The organism is Humidesulfovibrio sp. (assembly GCF_031082295.1).
Classification (GTDB): Bacteria; Desulfobacterota; Desulfovibrionia; order Desulfovibrionales; family Desulfovibrionaceae; genus Humidesulfovibrio.
In genome coordinates this window covers 56,307-75,670 of the sequence record NZ_JAVHLD010000014.1, presented here as the reverse complement: position 1 = coordinate 75,670, position 19,364 = coordinate 56,307, and the positions used below count along the sequence as shown (strand labels likewise).

Annotated in this window: 20 protein-coding genes; 13 read left to right on the top strand and 7 right to left on the bottom strand. The window is 65.2% G+C overall.

The window, feature by feature from the left end:
• Positions 1 to 576: 576 nt before the first annotated feature.
• From RDU24_RS09410 to RDU24_RS09400, 3 genes are read right to left on the bottom strand one after another with little or no spacing between them, the layout of a single operon-like run.
• Positions 577 to 1,878, bottom strand: coding sequence for a hypothetical protein (locus RDU24_RS09410; RefSeq protein WP_308735492.1), 1,302 nt, complete (start codon positions 1,876 to 1,878; stop codon positions 577 to 579).
• A 23-nt stretch (positions 1,879 to 1,901) separates the two neighbouring features.
• The gene (locus RDU24_RS09405; RefSeq protein ID WP_308735491.1) at positions 1,902 to 2,384 is read right to left on the bottom strand and encodes an ExbD/TolR family protein; all 483 of its coding nucleotides are present in this window, start codon (positions 2,382 to 2,384) and stop codon (positions 1,902 to 1,904) included.
• A 2-nt stretch (positions 2,385 to 2,386) separates the two neighbouring features.
• The gene (locus tag RDU24_RS09400; RefSeq protein ID WP_308735490.1) at positions 2,387 to 3,088 is read right to left on the bottom strand and encodes a MotA/TolQ/ExbB proton channel family protein; all 702 of its coding nucleotides are present in this window, start codon (positions 3,086 to 3,088) and stop codon (positions 2,387 to 2,389) included.
• Between the two features lie 185 nt (positions 3,089 to 3,273).
• On the opposite strand from RDU24_RS09400, the gene RDU24_RS09395 reads away from it, so the two are divergent.
• Positions 3,274 to 4,533: a [FeFe] hydrogenase, group A gene (locus RDU24_RS09395; RefSeq protein WP_308735489.1), complete on the top strand. Its 1,260-nt coding sequence runs from the start codon at positions 3,274 to 3,276 to the stop codon at positions 4,531 to 4,533.
• Positions 4,534 to 4,556: 23 nt separating this feature from the next.
• Positions 4,557 to 4,913 carry an iron hydrogenase small subunit gene (locus RDU24_RS09390; protein WP_308735488.1) on the top strand — a complete coding sequence of 119 codons (357 nt, stop codon included), beginning with the start codon at positions 4,557 to 4,559 and terminating at the stop codon, positions 4,911 to 4,913.
• Between the two features lie 84 nt (positions 4,914 to 4,997).
• Here the strand turns inward: RDU24_RS09390 and RDU24_RS09385 are convergent, their stop codons facing one another.
• Positions 4,998 to 5,495 carry a tetratricopeptide repeat protein gene (locus tag RDU24_RS09385; RefSeq protein ID WP_308735487.1) on the bottom strand — a complete coding sequence of 166 codons (498 nt, stop codon included), beginning with the start codon at positions 5,493 to 5,495 and terminating at the stop codon, positions 4,998 to 5,000.
• Between the two features lie 190 nt (positions 5,496 to 5,685).
• Between RDU24_RS09385 and RDU24_RS09380 the strand changes: the two genes are divergently transcribed.
• From RDU24_RS09380 to RDU24_RS09350, 7 genes are all read left to right on the top strand, one after another.
• The gene (locus RDU24_RS09380) at positions 5,686 to 5,937 is read left to right on the top strand and encodes a TM1266 family iron-only hydrogenase system putative regulator (protein WP_308735486.1); all 252 of its coding nucleotides are present in this window, start codon (positions 5,686 to 5,688) and stop codon (positions 5,935 to 5,937) included.
• Between the two features lie 12 nt (positions 5,938 to 5,949).
• Positions 5,950 to 7,974 (top strand): TonB-dependent receptor, encoded by a 2,025-nt coding sequence (locus RDU24_RS09375; protein ID WP_308735485.1) that lies wholly within the window; start codon positions 5,950 to 5,952, stop codon positions 7,972 to 7,974.
• 103 nt (positions 7,975 to 8,077) lie between these two features.
• Entirely contained in the window at positions 8,078 to 8,908 is an 831-nt protein-coding gene (locus tag RDU24_RS09370) for a CopG family ribbon-helix-helix protein (RefSeq protein WP_308735484.1), read from the top strand.
• Positions 8,908 to 9,879 carry a deoxyhypusine synthase family protein gene (locus RDU24_RS09365; protein ID WP_308735483.1) on the top strand — a complete coding sequence of 324 codons (972 nt, stop codon included), beginning with the start codon at positions 8,908 to 8,910 and terminating at the stop codon, positions 9,877 to 9,879. Before RDU24_RS09370 ends, RDU24_RS09365 begins: the two co-directional genes overlap by 1 nt.
• A gap of 7 nt (positions 9,880 to 9,886) precedes the next feature.
• Positions 9,887 to 10,270: a hydrogenase maturation nickel metallochaperone HypA/HybF gene (locus tag RDU24_RS09360; RefSeq protein ID WP_308735482.1), complete on the top strand. Its 384-nt coding sequence runs from the start codon at positions 9,887 to 9,889 to the stop codon at positions 10,268 to 10,270.
• Positions 10,267 to 11,286, top strand: coding sequence for an SDR family NAD(P)-dependent oxidoreductase (locus RDU24_RS09355; RefSeq protein WP_308735480.1), 1,020 nt, complete (start codon positions 10,267 to 10,269; stop codon positions 11,284 to 11,286). The genes RDU24_RS09360 and RDU24_RS09355 overlap by 4 nt, the downstream gene beginning before the upstream one ends.
• The gene (locus RDU24_RS09350) at positions 11,283 to 11,804 is read left to right on the top strand and encodes an adenylyltransferase/cytidyltransferase family protein (protein ID WP_308735479.1); all 522 of its coding nucleotides are present in this window, start codon (positions 11,283 to 11,285) and stop codon (positions 11,802 to 11,804) included. The genes RDU24_RS09355 and RDU24_RS09350 overlap by 4 nt, the downstream gene beginning before the upstream one ends.
• Positions 11,805 to 11,851: 47 nt before the next feature.
• Here RDU24_RS09350 and RDU24_RS09345 read toward each other — a convergent pair whose 3' ends face one another.
• Genes RDU24_RS09345 through RDU24_RS09335 form a run of 3 tightly spaced genes read right to left on the bottom strand, consistent with a single transcriptional unit; the run spans position 11,852 to position 14,251 of the window.
• Positions 11,852 to 12,667, bottom strand: a complete 816-nt coding sequence (locus RDU24_RS09345; RefSeq protein WP_308735478.1) for an energy transducer TonB — start codon at positions 12,665 to 12,667, stop codon at positions 11,852 to 11,854.
• 13 nt (positions 12,668 to 12,680) lie between these two features.
• A complete protein-coding gene (locus tag RDU24_RS09340; protein WP_308735477.1) occupies positions 12,681 to 13,418 on the bottom strand; it encodes an ABC transporter permease in 738 nt (245 codons plus the stop codon).
• A complete protein-coding gene (locus tag RDU24_RS09335) occupies positions 13,415 to 14,251 on the bottom strand; it encodes an ABC transporter ATP-binding protein (RefSeq protein WP_308735476.1) in 837 nt (278 codons plus the stop codon). The genes RDU24_RS09340 and RDU24_RS09335 overlap by 4 nt, the downstream gene beginning before the upstream one ends.
• A 128-nt stretch (positions 14,252 to 14,379) precedes the next feature.
• On the opposite strand from RDU24_RS09335, the gene RDU24_RS09330 reads away from it, so the two are divergent.
• The 4 genes from RDU24_RS09330 to RDU24_RS09315 are packed head-to-tail and all read left to right on the top strand — an operon-like array spanning position 14,380 to position 19,347.
• Positions 14,380 to 15,450: an ABC transporter substrate-binding protein gene (locus RDU24_RS09330; RefSeq protein ID WP_308735475.1), complete on the top strand. Its 1,071-nt coding sequence runs from the start codon at positions 14,380 to 14,382 to the stop codon at positions 15,448 to 15,450.
• A 1-nt stretch (position 15,451) separates the two neighbouring features.
• Positions 15,452 to 16,471, top strand: a complete 1,020-nt coding sequence (locus RDU24_RS09325; RefSeq protein WP_308735474.1) for a FecCD family ABC transporter permease — start codon at positions 15,452 to 15,454, stop codon at positions 16,469 to 16,471.
• The gene (locus RDU24_RS09320; protein WP_308735473.1) at positions 16,471 to 17,244 is read left to right on the top strand and encodes an ABC transporter ATP-binding protein; all 774 of its coding nucleotides are present in this window, start codon (positions 16,471 to 16,473) and stop codon (positions 17,242 to 17,244) included. The genes RDU24_RS09325 and RDU24_RS09320 overlap by 1 nt, the downstream gene beginning before the upstream one ends.
• A gap of 30 nt (positions 17,245 to 17,274) precedes the next feature.
• Positions 17,275 to 19,347, top strand: a complete 2,073-nt coding sequence (locus RDU24_RS09315) for a TonB-dependent receptor (RefSeq protein WP_308735472.1) — start codon at positions 17,275 to 17,277, stop codon at positions 19,345 to 19,347.
• Positions 19,348 to 19,364 lie beyond the last annotated feature (17 nt).

Below are 19,364 nucleotides of genomic sequence, written 5' to 3'. Positions count from 1 at the left end.
GTTTTCCTTCAGTTGCAAGGCCCCTAATCAATGAAAGGAGGAAATCAGATGATCAACCGACTTGTCGCATCTGCGACGCGCTTCAAAGCTGAGTTGGCGAAGCGCTTGTTCGCGCGGCGCCTCGTGCTCCGCCACGAAACCAACTTTCTCCACTCGTCTCTGGCGTATGCCAAGATCAACGTGGAGAAGTCGCGAATCCGGTGATCACCGTCAACGCGGCACAACGTATGTGAGCCCCTCTGGCTCATCAGGCAGGCCATAGGCCCATGTTCGCCACGTCGGCAACACCAGCCTCTGCAACTGGACGCACGACGACAGTGGCGCAACTACAGCACTCTTCCCCATTCAAAAGGCGGCCCGCAAAGGGCCGCCTTTCCTGTTGATCAGGGCAAGATGTGCCTCGCTGCCACCAAGCGCATGTGGGCTGGATCGATATAATTGTGAAAAATATCAGAAGAAATGGTTCAGCATCGGTCCAAGCCCGCAAGTCTCACATTCCCGCCCTAACGGGCGGCTGACAAAGGCCCCTTCGGGGGTCTTCTCATTTTGCACCAGCTGCCACCTTGCTGACGCAGGTCATTTCACCAAGTACGGCTTGTTGATGAGATCGGCGATGTCCGGTCCCTTGTAGTGCGGACGAATCCAGATCAGCCGACGCTGTGAGGCTCCTGGCCCATGGGGCTGATGCCTCCAATGCCCCCGGACCATGAACCTGACCTGCGGCTTGCTCCCGGCGGATTCTGACGAGTTGGAGGCAGCCGTGCCCGGCTCAATGACAATCGGTCCGAGGGAGGCGCCGACCTCCGCATAGTCCAGGCACGAATGCTCTGCCGCCTGCTTCAGCATTCTCTTCTTCTTCGGAACGGAGGCGAACTGGCGCGCATCAATCTCGATCTGGGCGCGCGGACTGGTGCAGGTCGTGAGTTCGGCCTGGTCGGAAGCCAGGTAGAGTGCGGCATTTAGCATGATCCGATAGAACGCCAAACCGTCCGTGTAGAAGGTTTCGTCCCCCATCGGTTCGATGATGTCGCCCCCGCCCTCAATGTTAATGCCACATCCCAAGTCGTCGGGCGTGAGCTTTTCCCAGTCCGTCCGCAGGGATTGCTCCAGCGACCAGCCATCTCCCAGGTACAGTTCCCGCTTGAGCATCAAATAGGACTTGGCCGGCGGCTTGGCGTGCCAGGCAACGATGACGAGCTTCCGGCCAAGCAGCTTCCCTCCTGCCGGGAGCAGGGTGAGGAACGCGGAGACCGGGGCGGCATAATCCAGGTCTCCGGTGTTCATCTCCCTGCGGCCTTCCGCGCCCCGGATGTTGTGCATGGCGTTGATGACGGTCGCCGAGGTGAACACGAACAGGCAGGTCGGGAACGGCAACTCCACCAGTCGCGCCTTGAGGTTGATTTCTGTGTTGGAGAGGTGTGTGGAGAGGTTGTCGCTGAAATGGAAACATTTCTTGTTGGCCAACTCGAAATTGACCATGCAGTGGTATTCATGGTTGACAGTGGCGTAGAGGCTGGCAAATTGGGCGCGCAATTCGGGAAGCACCTGCGGGAGGTGAGGCCGAATCTCGTCCAGGGATATGCCGGAGGCGCGGGACGCCTGCCCCAGGATGCCTTGGTCAACCTTTTCAAAGCACTCTGGAAACCGACTATTGTAGTCATCCACGCTCGCGATGGCCACGGGCGTTGGTTCCTGCGTCTGGAGGAACTGGGCATCACGCGCCGCCAGTTCCACGACGTACGGGCGGTTTTTCAGGATGAAGTCGTAGTAGGTAGGAGGCAGCGCCATCGTACATCTCTCCCACAGGCTTTCGGGTATGCCGATCATAGCTCCGGCCTGACGCAGGGGCAAGCCGTTTGCGGCATGCGTGTCATCCATGCATTCTGCCGTGTGGGTACGCACTATTTTGGGCTGGCTCCCCGGGGGTAAAACGACGTGTGCTGCGCGGTCTGGCGTGAAACAGGTGTGGTAGCATTGGGTTCACCGCTCTCCGCCACCACGCCCAGCTTCTCGATGCCCACGCTCTTTATCTCGCCCATGACCTTCACCACCACGCCGTAGGGCACTTCCTTGTCCGCACGTAGATAGAGCTGCTTCTTCTGCACCACCACGAGGTTCATGAGGTGCTGGCGCAGGTCCTCAAAGGGCACGTTGTACTCGTCGAGAAAGATGCCGCCGTCCTTCCTGATGGACAAAACGAGGTGGTAGCTGCCTGCGGGCAGGGTGCGCACGCTGCGCGTCTTGGGCAGGTCCACGTCCACGCCCTGGGTGAGCATGGGCGCGGTGACCATGAAGATGATGAGCAAGACCAGCATCACGTCCACGAAGGGCGTGACGTTGATTTCGGCCATGTAGCGGCCCCTGCCGCCTACGCTCGCGCCCATGACTACTGGTCTCGCGAGGAATTCGGAGCCCAGGAAACCTCGCGCTCCACGCGGTTCAGGAACGCCCCGGCGAAATTCACCAGTTCAGTCTCAACCTCGCCCAGCTCAGAGAGCAGGAAGTTGTAAGCGATGGTGGCTGGGATGGCGACAACCAGGCCGATGGCCGTGGTCACCAGCGCCTCGGAGATGCCCGGAGCCACGGTGGCCAAGGCGGCGGACTGCGACAGGCCGATGGAGTGGAAGGCGTGCATGATGCCCCACACCGTGCCGAAGAGGCCTATGAACGGCGCGGCGTTGGCGCAGGTGGCCAGGAAGGACAGGGAACTCGAGAGATGCTTCATCTCTGCGCTGACACCTCTGCGCAGCACACGGCGGAGCGTGTCCGAAGCGAGCATGCGCTTGCGGTCCGGCGCAACGTCAGCAAGCTCCAACTTGCGGAACGACTGCATGGCGAGCAGGCCCACCCGCGCCAGCGGCGAATCCTCCTCACGGCCGACGCTCTGCAGCCCGAGGGCGAGGTCTTCGGCGTCGCTGAACGCCTCGTAGCCGCGCGCCACCTGGCCCTTGACCCGACGGTAAACGATGAGTTTGTGGACGATGATGGTCCAGCTCCACATGCTCATAAGTGCCAGGAACACCAGAACGATCTGGACGCCTAGCGTCGCACCCAAAATCATACCCAAAAAACCGCCTTCTGGCAGCATACGCGTGTTCCTCCTGCTTTCTGCGCTCGCGGGGCAAGCTCTCGCCGTTTCCTGTCCCCCCTGCTTGACATGACACGTTTTCCATGTCTATTGGTTTTCAATGCTACGTTTGCTGATTTGGTAACACGTCTGCGCGGGGTGCGCCGACGTGTGAGGAGTGTTGTGTCCACACAATCTGGAGGTGCATGATGCAAGACATGGAAAAGGTCATGATGAAGGGGAGCGCCCCGAAAAACATCGACCCCACGAAGTTCTCCTTCGTGCAGGTCGATGCCGCCAAGTGCCAGGCCTGCGGCACCTGCGACGACGTCTGCAAGACCGGCGCTATCCAGGCGGTCGGGAAAGACGAGAAGCGCAAGGTGCTGGACCCGGCTGCCTGCGTGAACTGCGGCCAGTGCCTGGTGAACTGCCCCTACGGTGCCATCTACGAGGAAATCTCCTTCGTGGATGAGGTGTTCAAGGCCCTGAAAGACCCGAACACGGTGGTGGTGTCCATGCCCGCCCCGGCCGTGCGCTACGCCCTGGGCGAGGCCTTCGGCCTGCCCGCCGGCACCCACGTGGGCGGCAAGATGCACGCGGCCCTGCGCAAACTGGGCTTCAAGCTCGTCTGGGACAACGAGTTCACCGCCGACGTGACCATCATGGAAGAGGGAACCGAGCTCTTGAACCGCGTGAAGAAGCCCAGCCATGGCGCGCCCCTGCCGCAGTTCACGTCCTGCTGCCCGGGTTGGGTCAAGTTCGTGGAGGCCTTCTACCCCGAGCTCATCCCCAACCTGTCCAGCGCCAAGTCGCCCATCGGCATGCTGGGCGCTCTGGCCAAGACCTACGGCGCCAAGCAGACCAAGACCGACCCGGCCAAGATGTTCACCGTGTCCATCATGCCCTGCATCGCCAAAAAGTATGAGGGCCTGCGCCCTGAACTGGCGGCCAGCGGCTACCGCGACACCGACGTGACCATCACCACCCGCGAGTTGGCCTACATGATCAAGAAGGCCGGAATCGACTTCAAGAGCTTGAAGGACGAGGCCGCCGACCCCATCCTGGGCGAGGCCACCGGCGCAGCCACCATCTTCGCCACCAGCGGCGGCGTCATGGAGGCGGCTCTGCGCCTGGCTTACGAGGTTCTCTCCGGCGACAAGCTGAAGGATGTGGACCTGAAGGGCGTGCGCGCCCACGAGGGCATCAAGACCGCCAGCGTGGACGTGCCCAAGTTCGGCAAGGTCAACGTGGCCGTGGCCAGCGGTTTGGACAACGCCAAGAAGCTCTGTGACGAGGTGAAGGCCGGAAAGAGCCCGCACCACTTCATCGAGATCATGACCTGCCCCGGCGGCTGCGTGAACGGCGGCGGACAGATCCTGAACCCCAGCGTCCTGGTGGGCGACAGCGGCTGCCGCAAGGTCTTTGCCGAGATCAACAAGCGCCTGGCCATGAAGGCCCAGGCTTAAGCCTGCGCGAGAAGGAGACAAGCATGAGCGAGAACACTGATTGCACCCGCCGCGACTTCCTGAAGCTGGCCGGAACCGCCGCCGCCGTGGCCGCCGTGGCCGCCACCGTGCCGGGCATGGTCGGCGAGGCCCAAGCCGCCGAGCTTGACCTGGTGACCAAGCGCCAGACCGGCGTGTACGCGGCCGACGCCAACCCCAAGCTGTACAAGGCCCGCAAGTCCCAGGAGAATCCCATGGTGCAGAAGCTCTACGCCAAGGACGGCTTTCTGCACGACGGCCCCACCGGCCACAAGGCCCACCTGCTGCTGCACACGCACTACTTTGACCGCAGCGCGGGCGTGAAGGCCCTCAAGGCCAAGGGCATCAAGCTGAAGGCATAAAGGCCTCCTCTGACCCCCTCACAGGGCTTTCGTTTGCCGCAACCTGAGGACAGGACCAGTCCGAAGCCGAGGGTTGCCTCCCACTTACTGCAAACGCCCCAGCGCGTCCGCCAGCTCCGTCTCCACCTCCGGCAGCGAATACGTGAGGATGGCCGGGCGCGGTTCGCCGCTGTCCAGGTAGGCCTTGAAGGCCAGGAACTCGGCGCGCGCGCGGTCCTTGAGCGCCTGGTCGCCGCCCTTGTCGAAGGTGCGCAGCAATGCCTGGCCGAGGTTGAAGTGCGCCAGCTTGAAGCCACCCGCGATGGCCTTCTCGTACTGGGCCACGGCAAGGTCGTCATTTCCCTGGCGCGCGGCGATGACCCCGAGGTCTCCGTGCGCTTCGGCGGCTTCCGGGCTGCCCTCGTAGTTGGCGATGAGCTTTTCGTAGTTGGCCTTGGCAAAGCCCAGGTTTCCGATGCGTAGGAAGCGCTCCCCGTGATGCAGCAGCACCTGGGCCGGTTCTGCGGCCAGGGACGGGGCAGCGGCCAGCAGCAAAGCCATGTGGCAGGCGCAGCCAAGGGCGAGGACAAAACAACGGTTCATAGAAGCCTCCAGATTTTTATCTGCTTATTGTGCTACTATGTTTAAAATTGTGCAATCGGGTGCGGCGTACATACCTTGAAGCGCCGCTATGTATGAGTATTAAAATTTACGAACCACTGCGCTCAGGCAAGCGCTTGCATCTTGCGTGCTACCGTGCTACGAATTTACAAATAATAGCACGAGGTGAAACGTGACTCAATCTCCCCCACGCATCGGTCTTGTGGGCGTCACCTTCGACGCGGCCACAGGGTGTCTTGGAAATATCGAATCCGTGCTGGCAGCCTTCGCCGATGTGGTGGTGGCCCGCATGAGCCTGCCGCAGTGCGCGGCGGACACGGGCTTGCTCACCCTGGTGGTCAACGCCAGCACCGATCAGATCGGCGCGCTGGCGGGGCGGCTGGGCATGCTCGAAAGCGTCCGCGTCAAATCCCTCGTCATGTAGGAGGCCACCACGATGATACCCCTGCCGCCCCTCCCCCGACTGATGATGTGCGCCTGCCTCTTGCTTGCGCTGGCTGGCGAGGCCCTTGCCGCCGACACCTCAAAGCCTTCCACCCTGGACGAGGTGCTCGTCACCGCGCGCGGCATTCCCTCCCCGGCCTCAAAGACCCCCGGCAGCGTCGGCGTGGTCACGGCAGAGGACATCCGCGAGACCGGTTCCGTGTCCGTGGCCGACGCGCTCGCCCGCATCCCCGGCGTCACCAAGACCGGCGACTCCCCCTGGGGCGCGGACATCAACATCAGGGGCCTGGGCCGCGACCAGGTCGTGGTGCTCATCGACGGCGTGCGCGTGAACACCACCACGGACATCAACGGACGCCTCGGCGTGGTGAACCAGAACGACATTGAGCGTGTGGAGGTCCTGAAGGGGCCAATCAGCGCGCTCTATGGCTCCGGCTCCATCGGCGGCGTGGTCAACATCATCACCAAGAAGGGCCGCTTCACCAAGAATCCCGAGTGGCACGGCGAGGGCTCGCTCACGGGTTCGACGAATCCGCAAGGGCCGGACGCCTATGCCAACCTGTCCTACTCCAGCGACGATTTCTGGATGCTCGGCTCCGGCGGCTGGCGCGAGGGCGCGAGCTATTTCGACGGGCGAGGCGTCAAGACGAAAAACACCCGGTTTGAGGACTGGCAGGGCAAGCTGGCCGGGGCCTTCAAATGGAGTGAGGCCCACAGCACCATGCTCCAGTACCAGAGCATGGACGGTAGCCAGATCGGCGTGCCTGGCGGCAACTCAAAAGGCCTGCCCGTGAACGCCGACGTGACCCTGCGCGAGAACGACCGCCGCATGCTTCAACTGGTCCACACCTGGACGCCCAAGGGCATGGCGCTCACGGAGTCCAGCCTGGACCTGTCCTGGCAGCTCCTTACCCGTTACCCGCGCATCGACAACTATACCTCCGGCACCGTGGCCTGGCAGCAGCCCTCCGGCACCCACGAGACCCTGAACGGCCGTTGGAAGAACGTGTTCGCACTGGGCGACCATACCCTTGTGGCCGGGGCGGAGGCCTCCAACTGGGACATGCGCTCCCGCGCCGAGGTCATGAGCACCGCAGGGGTGCTCACCTACGCCATGCCCGTGCCGGATTCCAGCCAGCTCACCGCCGGGGTGTTCGCCGAGGACGACTGGAAGCTCGCCCCGGCCTGGACGCTTAACTTGGGCGGCCGGGCCGACTCCGTGCACATCACCAACGGCGGCGGCACCCCGGTGTCCGGCTCCGGCGGCGAGAAGAACGACGCCAACTGGGGCGCGCACGCGGGCCTCACCTACGCCTTCAGCGATCCCTGGAGCGCGTCGCTCATGGCGGCCACCAGCTACCGCACGCCCAACATTTTGGAGCTGTACAAGCGCATCGCGCTCGGCGGCGGCGCCTTCGAAGTCGGCGACCCCAACCTCAAGAGCGAGGAGACGCGCTTTTTCGAGCTCTCGCTCAAGCGCAGCGGCGAGAGCCTGCGCCTGAACTCCGCCGTGTTCGCCAACTTCATCGACAACTTCATCACCAAGGAGTCCACTGGCGGCGGCAACTACAAAATGGTGAACATCGGCGCGGCCACGCTCATGGGGCTGGAACAGTCCGTGGAATGGGATTTCGCCACAGGCTGGATGGCCTACGCCAACGCCGCTTATACCTATGGCCGCGACGAGACCCACGCCACATGGCTGCCGTTCGTGGCCCCGCTCTCCGGCCTGGTGGGCGTGAAGCAAACCATCGGCCCCTGGTGGTGGGCGGTGGAGAGCCAGTGGGCCGCTGAACAGACCAACACTCCGTCCGAGACCCACAACAGCCAGGCCTGGGCCATTTTGAACGTCCGCGCCGGCTACAAAATGGACGCCGCCGGCCTGCGCCATGAGTTCACCCTGGGCGTGAACAACCTCACCAACGAGTCCTACACCAACTACCTGACCACGGCGCGCGGCAACGTGTACCGCGAACCCGGCACCAACGCTTACATGAACTATCATGTGAGCTTCTAGTCGATGAGCACTCTGCGGCTCCGTGGCCGAACGCGAAGCCCGAACACGGGCAGTTGCCGCTCTGCCGCCCCGCGCCGCCAGGATGCCGGGAGGAGGAAGGGACATGAAGTTCAGCGCCAAGCTCTGGCTCCGCCTCGACGCGAAGCAGATGGAAATGATCGACCGGTTCCGCGTGGGCGGCAAGCGCAAGACCATAACGGTGGCTATCCGCCACCTGATCCAGAAGGGGCTGGACCTGGAGGCCGCCCGCACCGCGCGGGAGAAGCTGTCCGGCGCGCTCTGCGTCCTGTACGACTGCGACGCCGCCGGCTTGGCGCAACGGCTGGCAGAACTTCAGCTCAAGGCCGGGGACATGGTACTCTCCAAAACCCGTGTGCGCCTGGACTCTCGCCTGTGCTTGAAGGTGTTCGCAATCAGGGGCTCACGGAAGCGCATCCAGGGGCTGCTTGACCGGTTTCTGGACCTGGAGGGGGTGAAGCATGCCTGGTTCAGCGAGTGCAAGGACGGCTCCGTCAACGCCAGGAACATGCGCAAGGTGCTCACCAGCACTTTGGAGGACAATGCCTGGATTTGCGCGGACTGCGGCATGGTGCAGACCTTGCCCCTCGTCCTGACCTGCGGAGCAGAGAGGCTATGGGGACAGCTCAACGCCATCCTCACGGAGGGCCACGATATTGCCGTATCCTTCTCGGTCCACCTGGACGGTGATGCGTTCCTGCATGTGGCAGTGCTCAGGAAACCGGCGTGCGGGGATGTGACCTTGGTCGCCCCCATCCCCGAGGAGAGCACGGACGCCTTCAGCCGTGGACTGGTTGGAGGCGCTCATGTCGATCATGAAACGCGTCGCGTTGCACGGAGTCAATCACTCACCCAACGTCTGGCACCAAATTTCAATGAAGCTCAAAGACATTCTAACCAAAGCAGGAGAACTTGATGCCTTCCGTTTCCGCCTTCATGGAGCAGCACTTCCGTCACTTCAACGCCCGCGAGACCCTCGACGCCGCCAAAGCCTGGCGGGCGTTGCTGGACCAGGGCGGCGCCATGTTTTTGACCCTGGCCGGGGCCATGAGCACCGCCGAAATCGGCGTGAGCCTCGCCAAGATGATCCGCCAGGGCAAGGTCGCGGCCATCTGCTGCACGGCAGCCAACCTGGAGGAGGATCTGTTTAACCTTTTCAACCACAATGAATACAAGATGGTACCCGGCTACCGCGACCTCTCGCCCGAGGGAGAGAAGGAGCTCTACGAGGCGGGCTTCAACCGCGTCACCGACACCTGCATCCCCGAGGGTGTGTTCCGGCAGGTGCAAGCGCGCATGGCGCGGCTCTGGCGCGAGGCGGCGGAAACGGGCCAGCCGAAGTTCCCCTGGGAGTTCGCCTACGCCTTGCTGGACGAGCCGGGCGTGGTGGAGCTGTACCAGGTCCCGGCCGAGCACTCCTGGGTGCTGGCCGCCAAGGAGATGAACCTGCCCATCTACACCCCCGGCTGGGAGGACTGTACGCTGGGCAACATCTTCGTGTCCGAGGTCATGCACGGGAAACTGCCGCACCACGGAGCCATACGCCACGGCACGGAGCAGATGGAGCACCTGGCGCGCTGGTACATGCACAAGGCCGCGCACAAAATCCCCATCGGCTTTTTCCAGATCGGCGGCGGCATCGCGGGGGACTTCCCCATCTGCGTGGTGCCCATGCTCATCCAGGACATGGAGCGCGAGGACACGCCCTTCTGGGCCTACTTCGCGCAGATAGGCGACAGCACCACCAGCTACGGCTCTTACTCAGGCGCGGTGCCGAACGAGAAGATAACCTGGGGCAAGCTCGACGCAGACACGCCCCGGTTCATGATCAACTCCGACGCAGCAATCGTGGCGCCGCTCATCTTCGCCTACGTGCTGGGAGAGTAAGACGGACATGCACGAGATGACGATGCTTTCAAGCGTGACGCAGATCATTGCCGAGGAGATGGAGCAGCACGGCCTGGTGCGGCTTTCACGCGTGACCCTGAAGAGCGGAACCCTTGCCGGGCTTGTGCCGGAGGCCATGCGCTTTGCCTGGGAGGTGCTCACGGACTCCGGGCCGCTTGGGGGCGCGGAGCTGTGCGTGGAGAACGTACCGGTCCGCCTGCGCTGCGGGGACTGCTTCCGCGAGTTCGCCCCGGAAGAGCAGGTCGTGTTCGCCGTCTGCCCGGTCTGCGGCCAGGAACTGGGCCATAAGGTTCTGGCCGGGCGCGAAGTGTACATCGAGAGCATTGAGGGGGAGGACCATTGCGCGGCCAAGGGCGAGGCAGCGGCATGACCTCCTCCACAAGCAGAACCATGCGCAAGGCCCTCATCACGGGCGGGGCGGGCTTCATCGGCTCGCACCTTGCCGATGTCCTTGTGGCGGCGGGAGTCGAGGTTGTGGCCGTGGACAACATGGCCAACGGGCGGCAGGAAAACCTCGCCAACGCCATGGCCACCGGCCTGTGCGCGTTCATTCAAGCCGATATCACGGACTTCATGGTTATCGCGCCACACTTCGAGGGCGCGGACACGGTGTTCCACTTGGCCGGGCTGGCGGATATCGTGCCCAGCGTGGAGAACCCGCGCCCCTATCTGCACGCCAACGTGGACGGAACCGTGAACGTGCTGGAGGCTGCGCGCCGGGCGGGAGCGGAGCGTCTCGTCTACGCGGCCTCGTCCTCCTGTTACGGCATTCCCGATGCCTTCCCCACCTCGGAGGCGGCGGAGCTGCGTCCGCAGTATCCCTACGCCCTGTCCAAGCGCCTGGGCGAGGACTGCGTGCTGCACTGGGGCCGGGTGTACGGCCTGGAGGTCAACTCCCTGCGCCTGTTCAACGTCTACGGCCCGCGCGCGCAAACCCACGGAGCCTACGGCGGCGTGTTCAAGGTTTTTCTGCCGCAGAAGCTGGCGGGAGAGCCCTTCACCATCGTGGGCGACGGCACCCAGGTGCGGGACTTCGTGCATGTGCGTGACGTGGCCCGGGCCTTTGTGCTGGCCGCTACCTGCTCCGCCCACGGCGAGGTGTTCAACGTGGGCAGCGGCGAGCCGCAGTCTGTGAACCGCCTGGCCGACCTGCTCGGCGGAGAGCGCGTGCATCTGCCCAGGCGACCGGGCGAGCCCGACGCCACCTGGGCGGACATTGGCAAGATCAGGGCGCAGTTCGGCTGGCGACCCGAGATAGGCTTCGAGGCGGGCGTGGGCGAGATGCTAGCGCGCATCGAGGACTACCGCGCGGCCACCCTCTGGGATGCCGAGGGCATTGAACAGGCCACCCGAGCGTGGTTCGACAACCTGGGGCGGAAAGCATGACACACCATCATAAAATTGCTCATTTGGACGAACTGGCCCGGAACATGGCGGAACTGCGCGAGCGGGGAGTCGTCACCGGGTTGGCCCACGGCTGTTTCGACCTGCTGCACCTGGGGCATGTGCGCTATCTGGCCCGCGCGCGGGAGCGCTGCGACTTCCTGGCCGTCACGCTCACGCCGGATGCGTTCGTCGGCAAGGGGGCGCTCCGTCCAGTGTTCCCCGAAGAGCAGCGGGCCGAGGTGCTGGCCGCCCTGGACATGGTGGACGCCGTGGCCGTGAACCGCTGGCCCACTGCTGTTGAGGCTCTCTCCCTGTTGCAGCCGACCCGCTACTTCAAGGGATTGGAGCGTCGGTCCGAAATGGAGGATCCCTCCAGCGTCATGCACGCGGAGGCGCTGGCCTGCCATGCGGCGGGCGGACGGGTGGAGTTCATCGACGATCTGGTGTTTTCCTCCACCAGCGTCGTCATGCGTTACTACAGCCCGCTATTGCGGGAGGGGTGGATGATGAGCCGGTAGCCCCGCGGCTCGCGCAAAGAATGGCGCAAGAGGAGCAATCGGCGCTGCTATTCCCGCCCATCCAGGGCGAAGCGGACCGGCAGGGTCATCCAGACGCCCACCGGCGCGCCTTTGAACACTGCAGGCTCGAAGCGCCACTTGCGGGCGGCCTCCACGGCCTTTTCCTCGAACACGCCCGCAGGCTCCGCCGCCTGCACCTGCACCTCGCGCACGCTGCCCTCGGCGTCGACGAAAAGCCGCAACGTCACCTGGCCGGATATGCCGCGCCGCCGCGCATCCATGGGGTAGAACGGCTTCACGCGCTTCACCGCCACGGGCATGCGGTCCACGGCGATGCCGCCCTGGCCCGTGCCGCTGCCGACGGACTGGCCGGAGCCCGTGCCGGACCAGCCGCCCGTGCCGCCGCCCGAACCTCCCCCTGAAGCGGCACCCGCTCCCGTTCCCGCGCCTAGTACCGCCGCCGTGACGGGAGCTGCCTGCGGCACGGAAGGGGCTGGGGGAGCCTCAACGCGCCGCGCCGCCGGATCGGCCAAGGCCACGGCCTGCGGTGCTTTTGGCGCGGGGGCCGCAGCCGCCGCCGGGGCAGCGGGACTTGGCGAGCCTCCGCCTCCCTTGGGGCCAGCGATCTCCACGAAATCCACCTCCACCAGCGGCTGCAGGACGGGCAGGGGCGCGGTCAGCCTGGTCAGCAGCAGCCCGCCCAGGAACACGGCGTGCAGCGCGACGGAGACGCCCAGGGCCAGACTGCGCACCCGGATGCTCCGGCCCGTGAAGGGAAGACGCAGCCGCGCGCGCGGGTGCTGAGCGGGACGGGAATCGGGGAAGGGTTCCGTGGCAGGGGAAAGCGTCAGCGACTCGCTCATGACGGCCTCCCGGTCAGTCCCTGGCCCTGGCCACATTGCGCATGGCGAGCAGGAAGGCCCCGATTCCCGCCGCTGCGAGCAGGGCAAGGGACGTGAGCGGCAGCTCCGCGCCCGTGGCCGCAGCCCTGGCCGCGCGTGAGGCGTGGGTCAGCGGCAGGCAGAGCAGCAGCCCCTGCGCCCAGTCCGGCAGGCGCTCCACGGGAAAGAAGGTGCCGCCCAGGAAGGCCATGGGCGTGATGACGAAGCTGGTGAGCATGGCCTGGTCGGCGTGGGACTTGATGAGCATGGCCAGGCCCACCGCCAGGGACGCGAAGAAGAAGCTGTTGAGCATGAGCGCCAGCCAGAACGCCGGGCCGCACCAGGGGTGCACCCCGAACAGCGCGCCCAGCAGCACCGTGAGCGCGGAGGCCAGAAGCCCGCGCGTCATGCCCGCCAGCACCTCGCCAAGCACATAGCCGCCGGGGGCCACGGGCGCGCTCTGGATCTCGTCGAAGATGCGCCAGTAGAAGCGCGCCACGTTGATTTCCCCGGCCACGGACCAGGCCTGGGTCATGCTCGACATGGCCGCCAGACCCGGCACCAGGAATTGGAGGTAGGGCACGCCTGCGTGGCTGGCCAGGTCGCCCAGGCCCCAGCCGAAGGCCAGCAGGTACAACAGGGGTGAAACGCACATGGTGGCCAGCATTTTGAGGCCACGGCGGCGCATGAGCAGCGCCTCGCGGTAGTAGACCGCGCTCCAGCCCTGAATCATGCCAGCTTCCTCCCGGTCACCTTGTGGAACACGTCCTCCAGGTTCACGCGGCGCAGGGTGAACGGTCCCGGCAGGGAAGAACCGAAAGCCTGCGCCTCCTCACGCCCCTGAAAGTAGTCCGTGCGCATGCCCTCGCCATTGAGCGCGTCAATGGCCCAGGCCCCGAGCCCGGCCATGAGCTCCTGCGGGGTTCCCAGCGCCGCCACCTGGCCCCCGTGCAGGAAGGCCACGCGGTCGGCCAGGAACTCGGCCTCCTCGATGTAATGGGTGGTGAGCAGGATGGTGGTGCCGCCCTCGCGGATGCGCTTCATGGCCGCCCAGAGCGTGCGCCGGATGGAGGGGTCCAGGCCCACGGTGGGCTCGTCCAGAAACAGCACGCGCGGCTCGTGCATCAGGGCGCGCGCGATCATGACCCGTCGCCGCTGTCCTCCGGACAGCTCGCGCACAAAGGAGGAAGCCCGGTCGGCCATCTCCAGCCGCTCCAGAGCCTCCCCGGCCCGGCTGGCGCGCAGCGGCGCAGGCATGCCGAAGAGCCGCCCGTGCACCTCCAGGTTTTCGGCCACCGTCAGGTCCTGGTCCAGGTTCACGGCCTGGGCCACCACGCCGCACAGGGCCTTGGTGCGCGTCGGCTCCTGCGCCACGTCCACGCCGCCCACCAGCGCCCGACCGCCATCCGGCAGGGTAAGGCCGGTGAGGATGCGGATGGTGGTGGTCTTGCCCGCGCCGTTTGGCCCCAGGTAGGCGAACAGCTCCCCGGCGCGCACGTGCAGGTCCACACCCGCAAGCGCTTTCCTTGGGCCGTAGCTCTTGGCTATGCCATCAAGAACTATCACACGAACCTCTCTGGTTTGTTAAATTCAAATACGTGACTAGCATATGAATTTAATATTGAAAAGTGTCTTGTGCTACGAATTGTGTTTTGGTATGCATGTCTCCGCACGGTGCGCCCCAGGAGGCAAGCATGCTCAACACGACGAAACATTTGACCATAATGGGCTGGAACGGCAGAATATTTGCCGCCTCTTTCCTTGTGCTGCTGGTGCTCTGCGGCTGCAGCAAGGGGGATGGAGGCGTGGACAAAGGCCAGGGGGTGCGTGTCACCGACGCCACGGGTCGGGAGGTGCTGGTCAAGCGCAACCCCATGCGCGTGGTGACGCTGAACAAGAACGCCGCCGAGTTGTTGCGGCTCATGGGCGTCACGGACCGCATCGTGGGGGTTTCCGACTGGATTCCAAAGAATCCGGACTACTGGCCAGAGCTTGTGAACGCCCGCAACGTGGGCAAATTCAACGCCCCCGACGAGGAGGCCATCGCCGCGCTCAAGCCTGACCTGGTGCTGTGCTACCAGAACTCGCCCGGACCCGGATTTGACGAAAAGATGCGCGCAGCCGGAATCCAGGTGCTGCGGCTGGAGCTGTACCGCATCGGCGCGTTGCCGCGCGACGTGGAGGGCCTGGGGCGCATCTTCGGACGCGAGGACAAGGCCCGCGAGTATCTGGACTGGCTCAAGGTGCGCATGGACGAGGTGGCGCGGCGCGTGGCCGCCAGCAAAAGCCGCCCGGACGTGTACATCGAGGGCTATTCCGACTTCGCCGCCTGCGGCAACAGCTCCGGCATGCACGAGCGCCTGGAGTTCGCGGGCGGACGAAACATTTCCGAAGCTCTGCAGCCCGCCAACACTCCTGTGTCGCCGGAGTGGGTGCTGGAGCGCCAGCCCTTCGCCGTGGTCAAGATGAGCTCCCAGAACGGCTGCTACACCCACGAAGGCCCCGAGGGCATGGTGGACCAGCGCGCGGCCCTGCTCGCCCGCACAGGCTGGAACAAGACCCCGGCTGGCAAGGCCGGGCGCGTGTTCCTCATGACCACGGACGTCACCAGCGGCGCGGCCAGCGTGGTGGGCATCGCCTGGCTGGCCAAGTGGCTGCACCCGGACACCTGCGCGGACCTGGACCCCAACCTCTGGCACCGCGAATTCATCGAGCGCTTCCAGGGCAGGCCCTGGCGCGGCGTGTATGTCCACCCGGAGCGGTAGGGTGGAGGCATCGGAGGCCAAGGCGGGCATCGAGGCCTATGGCGCGCTCACGGGCAGGCGCTCGGCGCGCATCGCGGCGCTGGGGGCGCTTTTGAGTCTTGCGGCGCTGTTCTCGCTGGTGGTGGGCAGCAGCTCGACCGGCATCATGGACGTGCTTCGCGTGGGCCTGGACGGGGTCATCTTCTGGGAGCTTCGGGTGCCGCGCGTCATCATGGGCCTGCTCGTCGGCTCCGGTTTGGCCGTGGGCGGCGCCGTGACCCAGGCCGTGCTCCGCAATCCGCTGGCCTCGCCCTTCACCCTGGGCGTGGCCTCGGGCGCGGGCTTCGGCGCGGCCCTTGGCATCGTGCTGGCCGGGGCCATCGCCAAATGGGCCGTGGCGGGCGGGGCCTTCAGCTTCGCGCTCATCACGGCGCTTTTCATCCTGGGCGTGGCGCGCATGAAGAGCGCCACCCCGGAGACCTTGGTGCTCGCGGGCGTGGCCATCATGTTCCTGTTCTCCGCCGGAACCTCGCTTTTGCAGTTCCTGGGCACGGAACAGCAGATCCAGTCCATCGTGTTCTGGAGCTTCGGCAACCTCTCGCGGGCCTCCTGGACGGACATTCTCATCGCCGCAGGCATGATTCTGCCAGCCCTTCCCGCGCTGTTCCTGCGCGCCTGGGACCTGAACCTGCTGCTCGCCGGGGACGAGATGGCCGCCAGCCTCGGCGTGCGCGTGGAGCGTCTGCGCCTCACCGCCCTGTTGCTGGCGGCGCTCATGACCGCCGGGGCCATCTGTTTCACCGGGGTCATCGGCTTCATCGGGCTGGTGGGGCCGCACGTGGCGCGGCTCATGGTCGGCGGCGACCACCGCTTCCTGCTCCCGGCCTCGGCGCTGTCCGGCGCGCTCCTGGTGCTGGTGTCCGACTGCCTTGGCCGCACGCTCTTCGCCCCGCACATGGTGCCCATCGGCATCGTCACGGCCTTCCTGGGCGTGCCCTTCTTCTTCGGACTCCTCATGCGCCGCAAACGGGAGTTCTGGTAATGCTCACTGCCCGAAACATCTTCTACGACTACCCGGAGCGGCAGGTGCTGCGCGGGGTGTCCCTGTCCCTTGCCCCGGGCGAGGTGCTGGCCGTGCTCGGCCCCAACGGCGCGGGCAAGTCCACGCTTTTGCGCTGCCTGGCCGGTGCGCTTTCGCCAAAGGGTCAGGTGGAGTTGGATGGCCGCGCCTTGGAATCCGTGCCGCCTGCGGAGCGCGCCCGGCTCTTGGCCTTTGTGCCGCAGCACGTACCGCCGCGCCTGCCCATGACCGTGTTCGAGGCTGTGCTGCTCGGGCGCAGGCCCTACCTGTCCTGGCGGCCCAGGCAGCAAGACCTGGAGGCGGCTTGGGAGGCTCTGTCGCTCATGGGCCTGGGGGAACTGGCGCACCGAGAGTTCTCGGAAATTTCCGGCGGCCAGCGCCAGAAGGCCGCCCTGGCCCGCGCCCTGGCACAGGAGAGCCGCCTGCTGGTCATGGACGAGCCAACGAGCAGTCTGGACCTCAAGCACCAGCTGCAAGTCATGACCGTGCTGTGCGCCCTGGCCGAGGAGCGCGACACCGGGGTGATTCTGGCCGTGCACGACCTGAACCTGGCCGCGCGCTTCGCCCACCGGGTCATCCTGCTGCACGACGGGCGTGTGGAGGCTGACGCCCCCCCGTCCGAGGCGCTCACCGAGGAGAGCATCCGCCGGGTCTACGGCGTGGAGGTGTTGCGCATGGAGGCCGGGCCCGGAACCATGTTTTTCCCCATGTCCGCAGCAAGCGGGACAGCCTGAACACGAATATCCTTTTGGAGGAGACGAGATATGAGTTGGAACGCCCCCTTTGCTGCCCTTGGCCTGACCTTGGGACTGACGTTTGGCCTTACCGTTTGCCTGGCCCTCCCCGCCCTTGCGGAAGAACCCGCGCAGAAGCAGGCCCCGAAGTCCGGCCGTCTGGACGAGGTGCTGGTCACCGCCACCAGCCACGAGAGCCGCGTAGACGCCGTGCCCAACGCGGTGACGGTCATCACCCGCGAGCAGATCGACCAGATGGTGGCCCCCACCACCATCGACATCCTGAAGAACGCCGCTGGCGTCGAGGTCTACAACGCCCGTGGGCCGCTCTCGTCGAGCACCTACAACCGCGTCATCATGCGCGGCCAGGGCAGCAACCCCGCGCGCATACTGGTGATGCTCAACGGCATCCCCCAGGCGGGCGGCCAGAACGGCGACTTCGAGTGGAGCTTCATCAACCCGCGCGACGTGGAGCGCATCGAGATAGTGCGCGGCCCCGGCTCGGCGCTTTACGGCTCCCAGGCCATGGGCGGCGTCATCAACATCATTACCCGCAAGCCCACCGAGGCCGACGGCAAGACTGTGCTGGAAACCAAGTACGGCTCGCTGGACACCATGAGCGCCTCAGCCTCCCACTCCCGCAAGGAGGGCGACTGGGGCTTCTACGGCTCGGCCACGGTGGGCGGCACTGACGGCTACCAGGTGGTTCCCGGCGACCAGGTGGTCTACAGGAGCGGCAAGGCCACCAACTCCGGCAAGCTTCGCAGCACCAACGACTGGGGCCGCGGCGTGGTGACCTACGACATCGACAAGACTTCAGGCCTGACCCTGAACATGATGCACGGGCACTTCCTGAACCAGGGCATGTACAATTTCATGCATGAGTTCACGGCGTTCGAAATGGCCAAGAAACAGGCCGACCTGAGCTACGCCAAGAAATTCACGGGAGGCGAAGTTCTGGCCTACGCCTCCGCCGCCTACCAGTATTCCACCTACGACGGCAGCAGCAGCAGCGCCCCGTACAACAACATGGCCAAGACGGGCGAATCATCGGCCTACCAGCGCGACTACCAGGGCGGCCTCAAGGCCACCATGGACGTGGGCCTGGGCAACACCTTGAGCGCTGGCCTGGACCTCAAGCGCACCAGCTACGACCGCCGCTACGACAACTACGGCATGGCGGGCAGCAACTACGGCTCAGCCGGAGGCGACGCCCAGGTCTGGGGCGCGTTCCTGCAGGACGAGCTGAACCTGTTTGACGGCCGCCTCCTGATCACCCCGGGCGTGCGCTACGAGAACACCAGCCTGTTCAACGGTTACGCCGAGCAGCTGCCCACGGTGACCCGGCGCGAGATGGCCCGCTCGCTGCTGCGCTCCTTCACCGGACGCGTGGGGGCGCGGCTGAACGTCGTGGATTGGCTGTCCTTCCGCTCGGCCTTCGGCGAGGCCTTCCGCGCGCCCACCTTGAACGAGCTCTACGGCGCCAGCCGCATTGGCACCAGCACCTACTACGGCAACACCGACCTCAAGCCCGAACGTTTGCGCTCCATTGAAGGCGGCGTGGACATCACCCCGCTGGACGACCTGCGCATCTCGCTCACGGTCTACCGGAACCACGCGGTGGACTACATCGACAACGTGCTGGTGGCGGCGGGCACTTACAACAAGAAGAACATCGGCACCGTGGACACCGGCGGCTTCGAGGGCGAGATATCCTATACCTTCCTGGAGCACTGGCGCAGTTTCCTGAATCACCAGCAGTGCGACCCCAAGCTCATGACCGGAACCTACGTGGGCCAGCGCATCACCGGCACGCCCACCATGACAACCTCCATCGGGCTGGCCTTCAGCGACCCCAAGCTGTTCAACGCCTCCGTGGTGAACCGCCGCGTGGGACGCATCTACAACAACTCGGCCAACAGCCAAGTCTACGGCAACTACGACGTGGTGGATGCCAAGCTGTCCAAAGCCTTTGCGCTTGAAGCCTCAAAGCTGGAACTCTCGCTTGAGGTGTCCAACCTGTTCGACGTGCGCGTGCGCGAGACCTCCGGCACCCAGGCCCCCGGCAGCCTCTACACCGCTGGCGTTGCCTGGATATTCTAACAGCCCGAGAGGGGGAG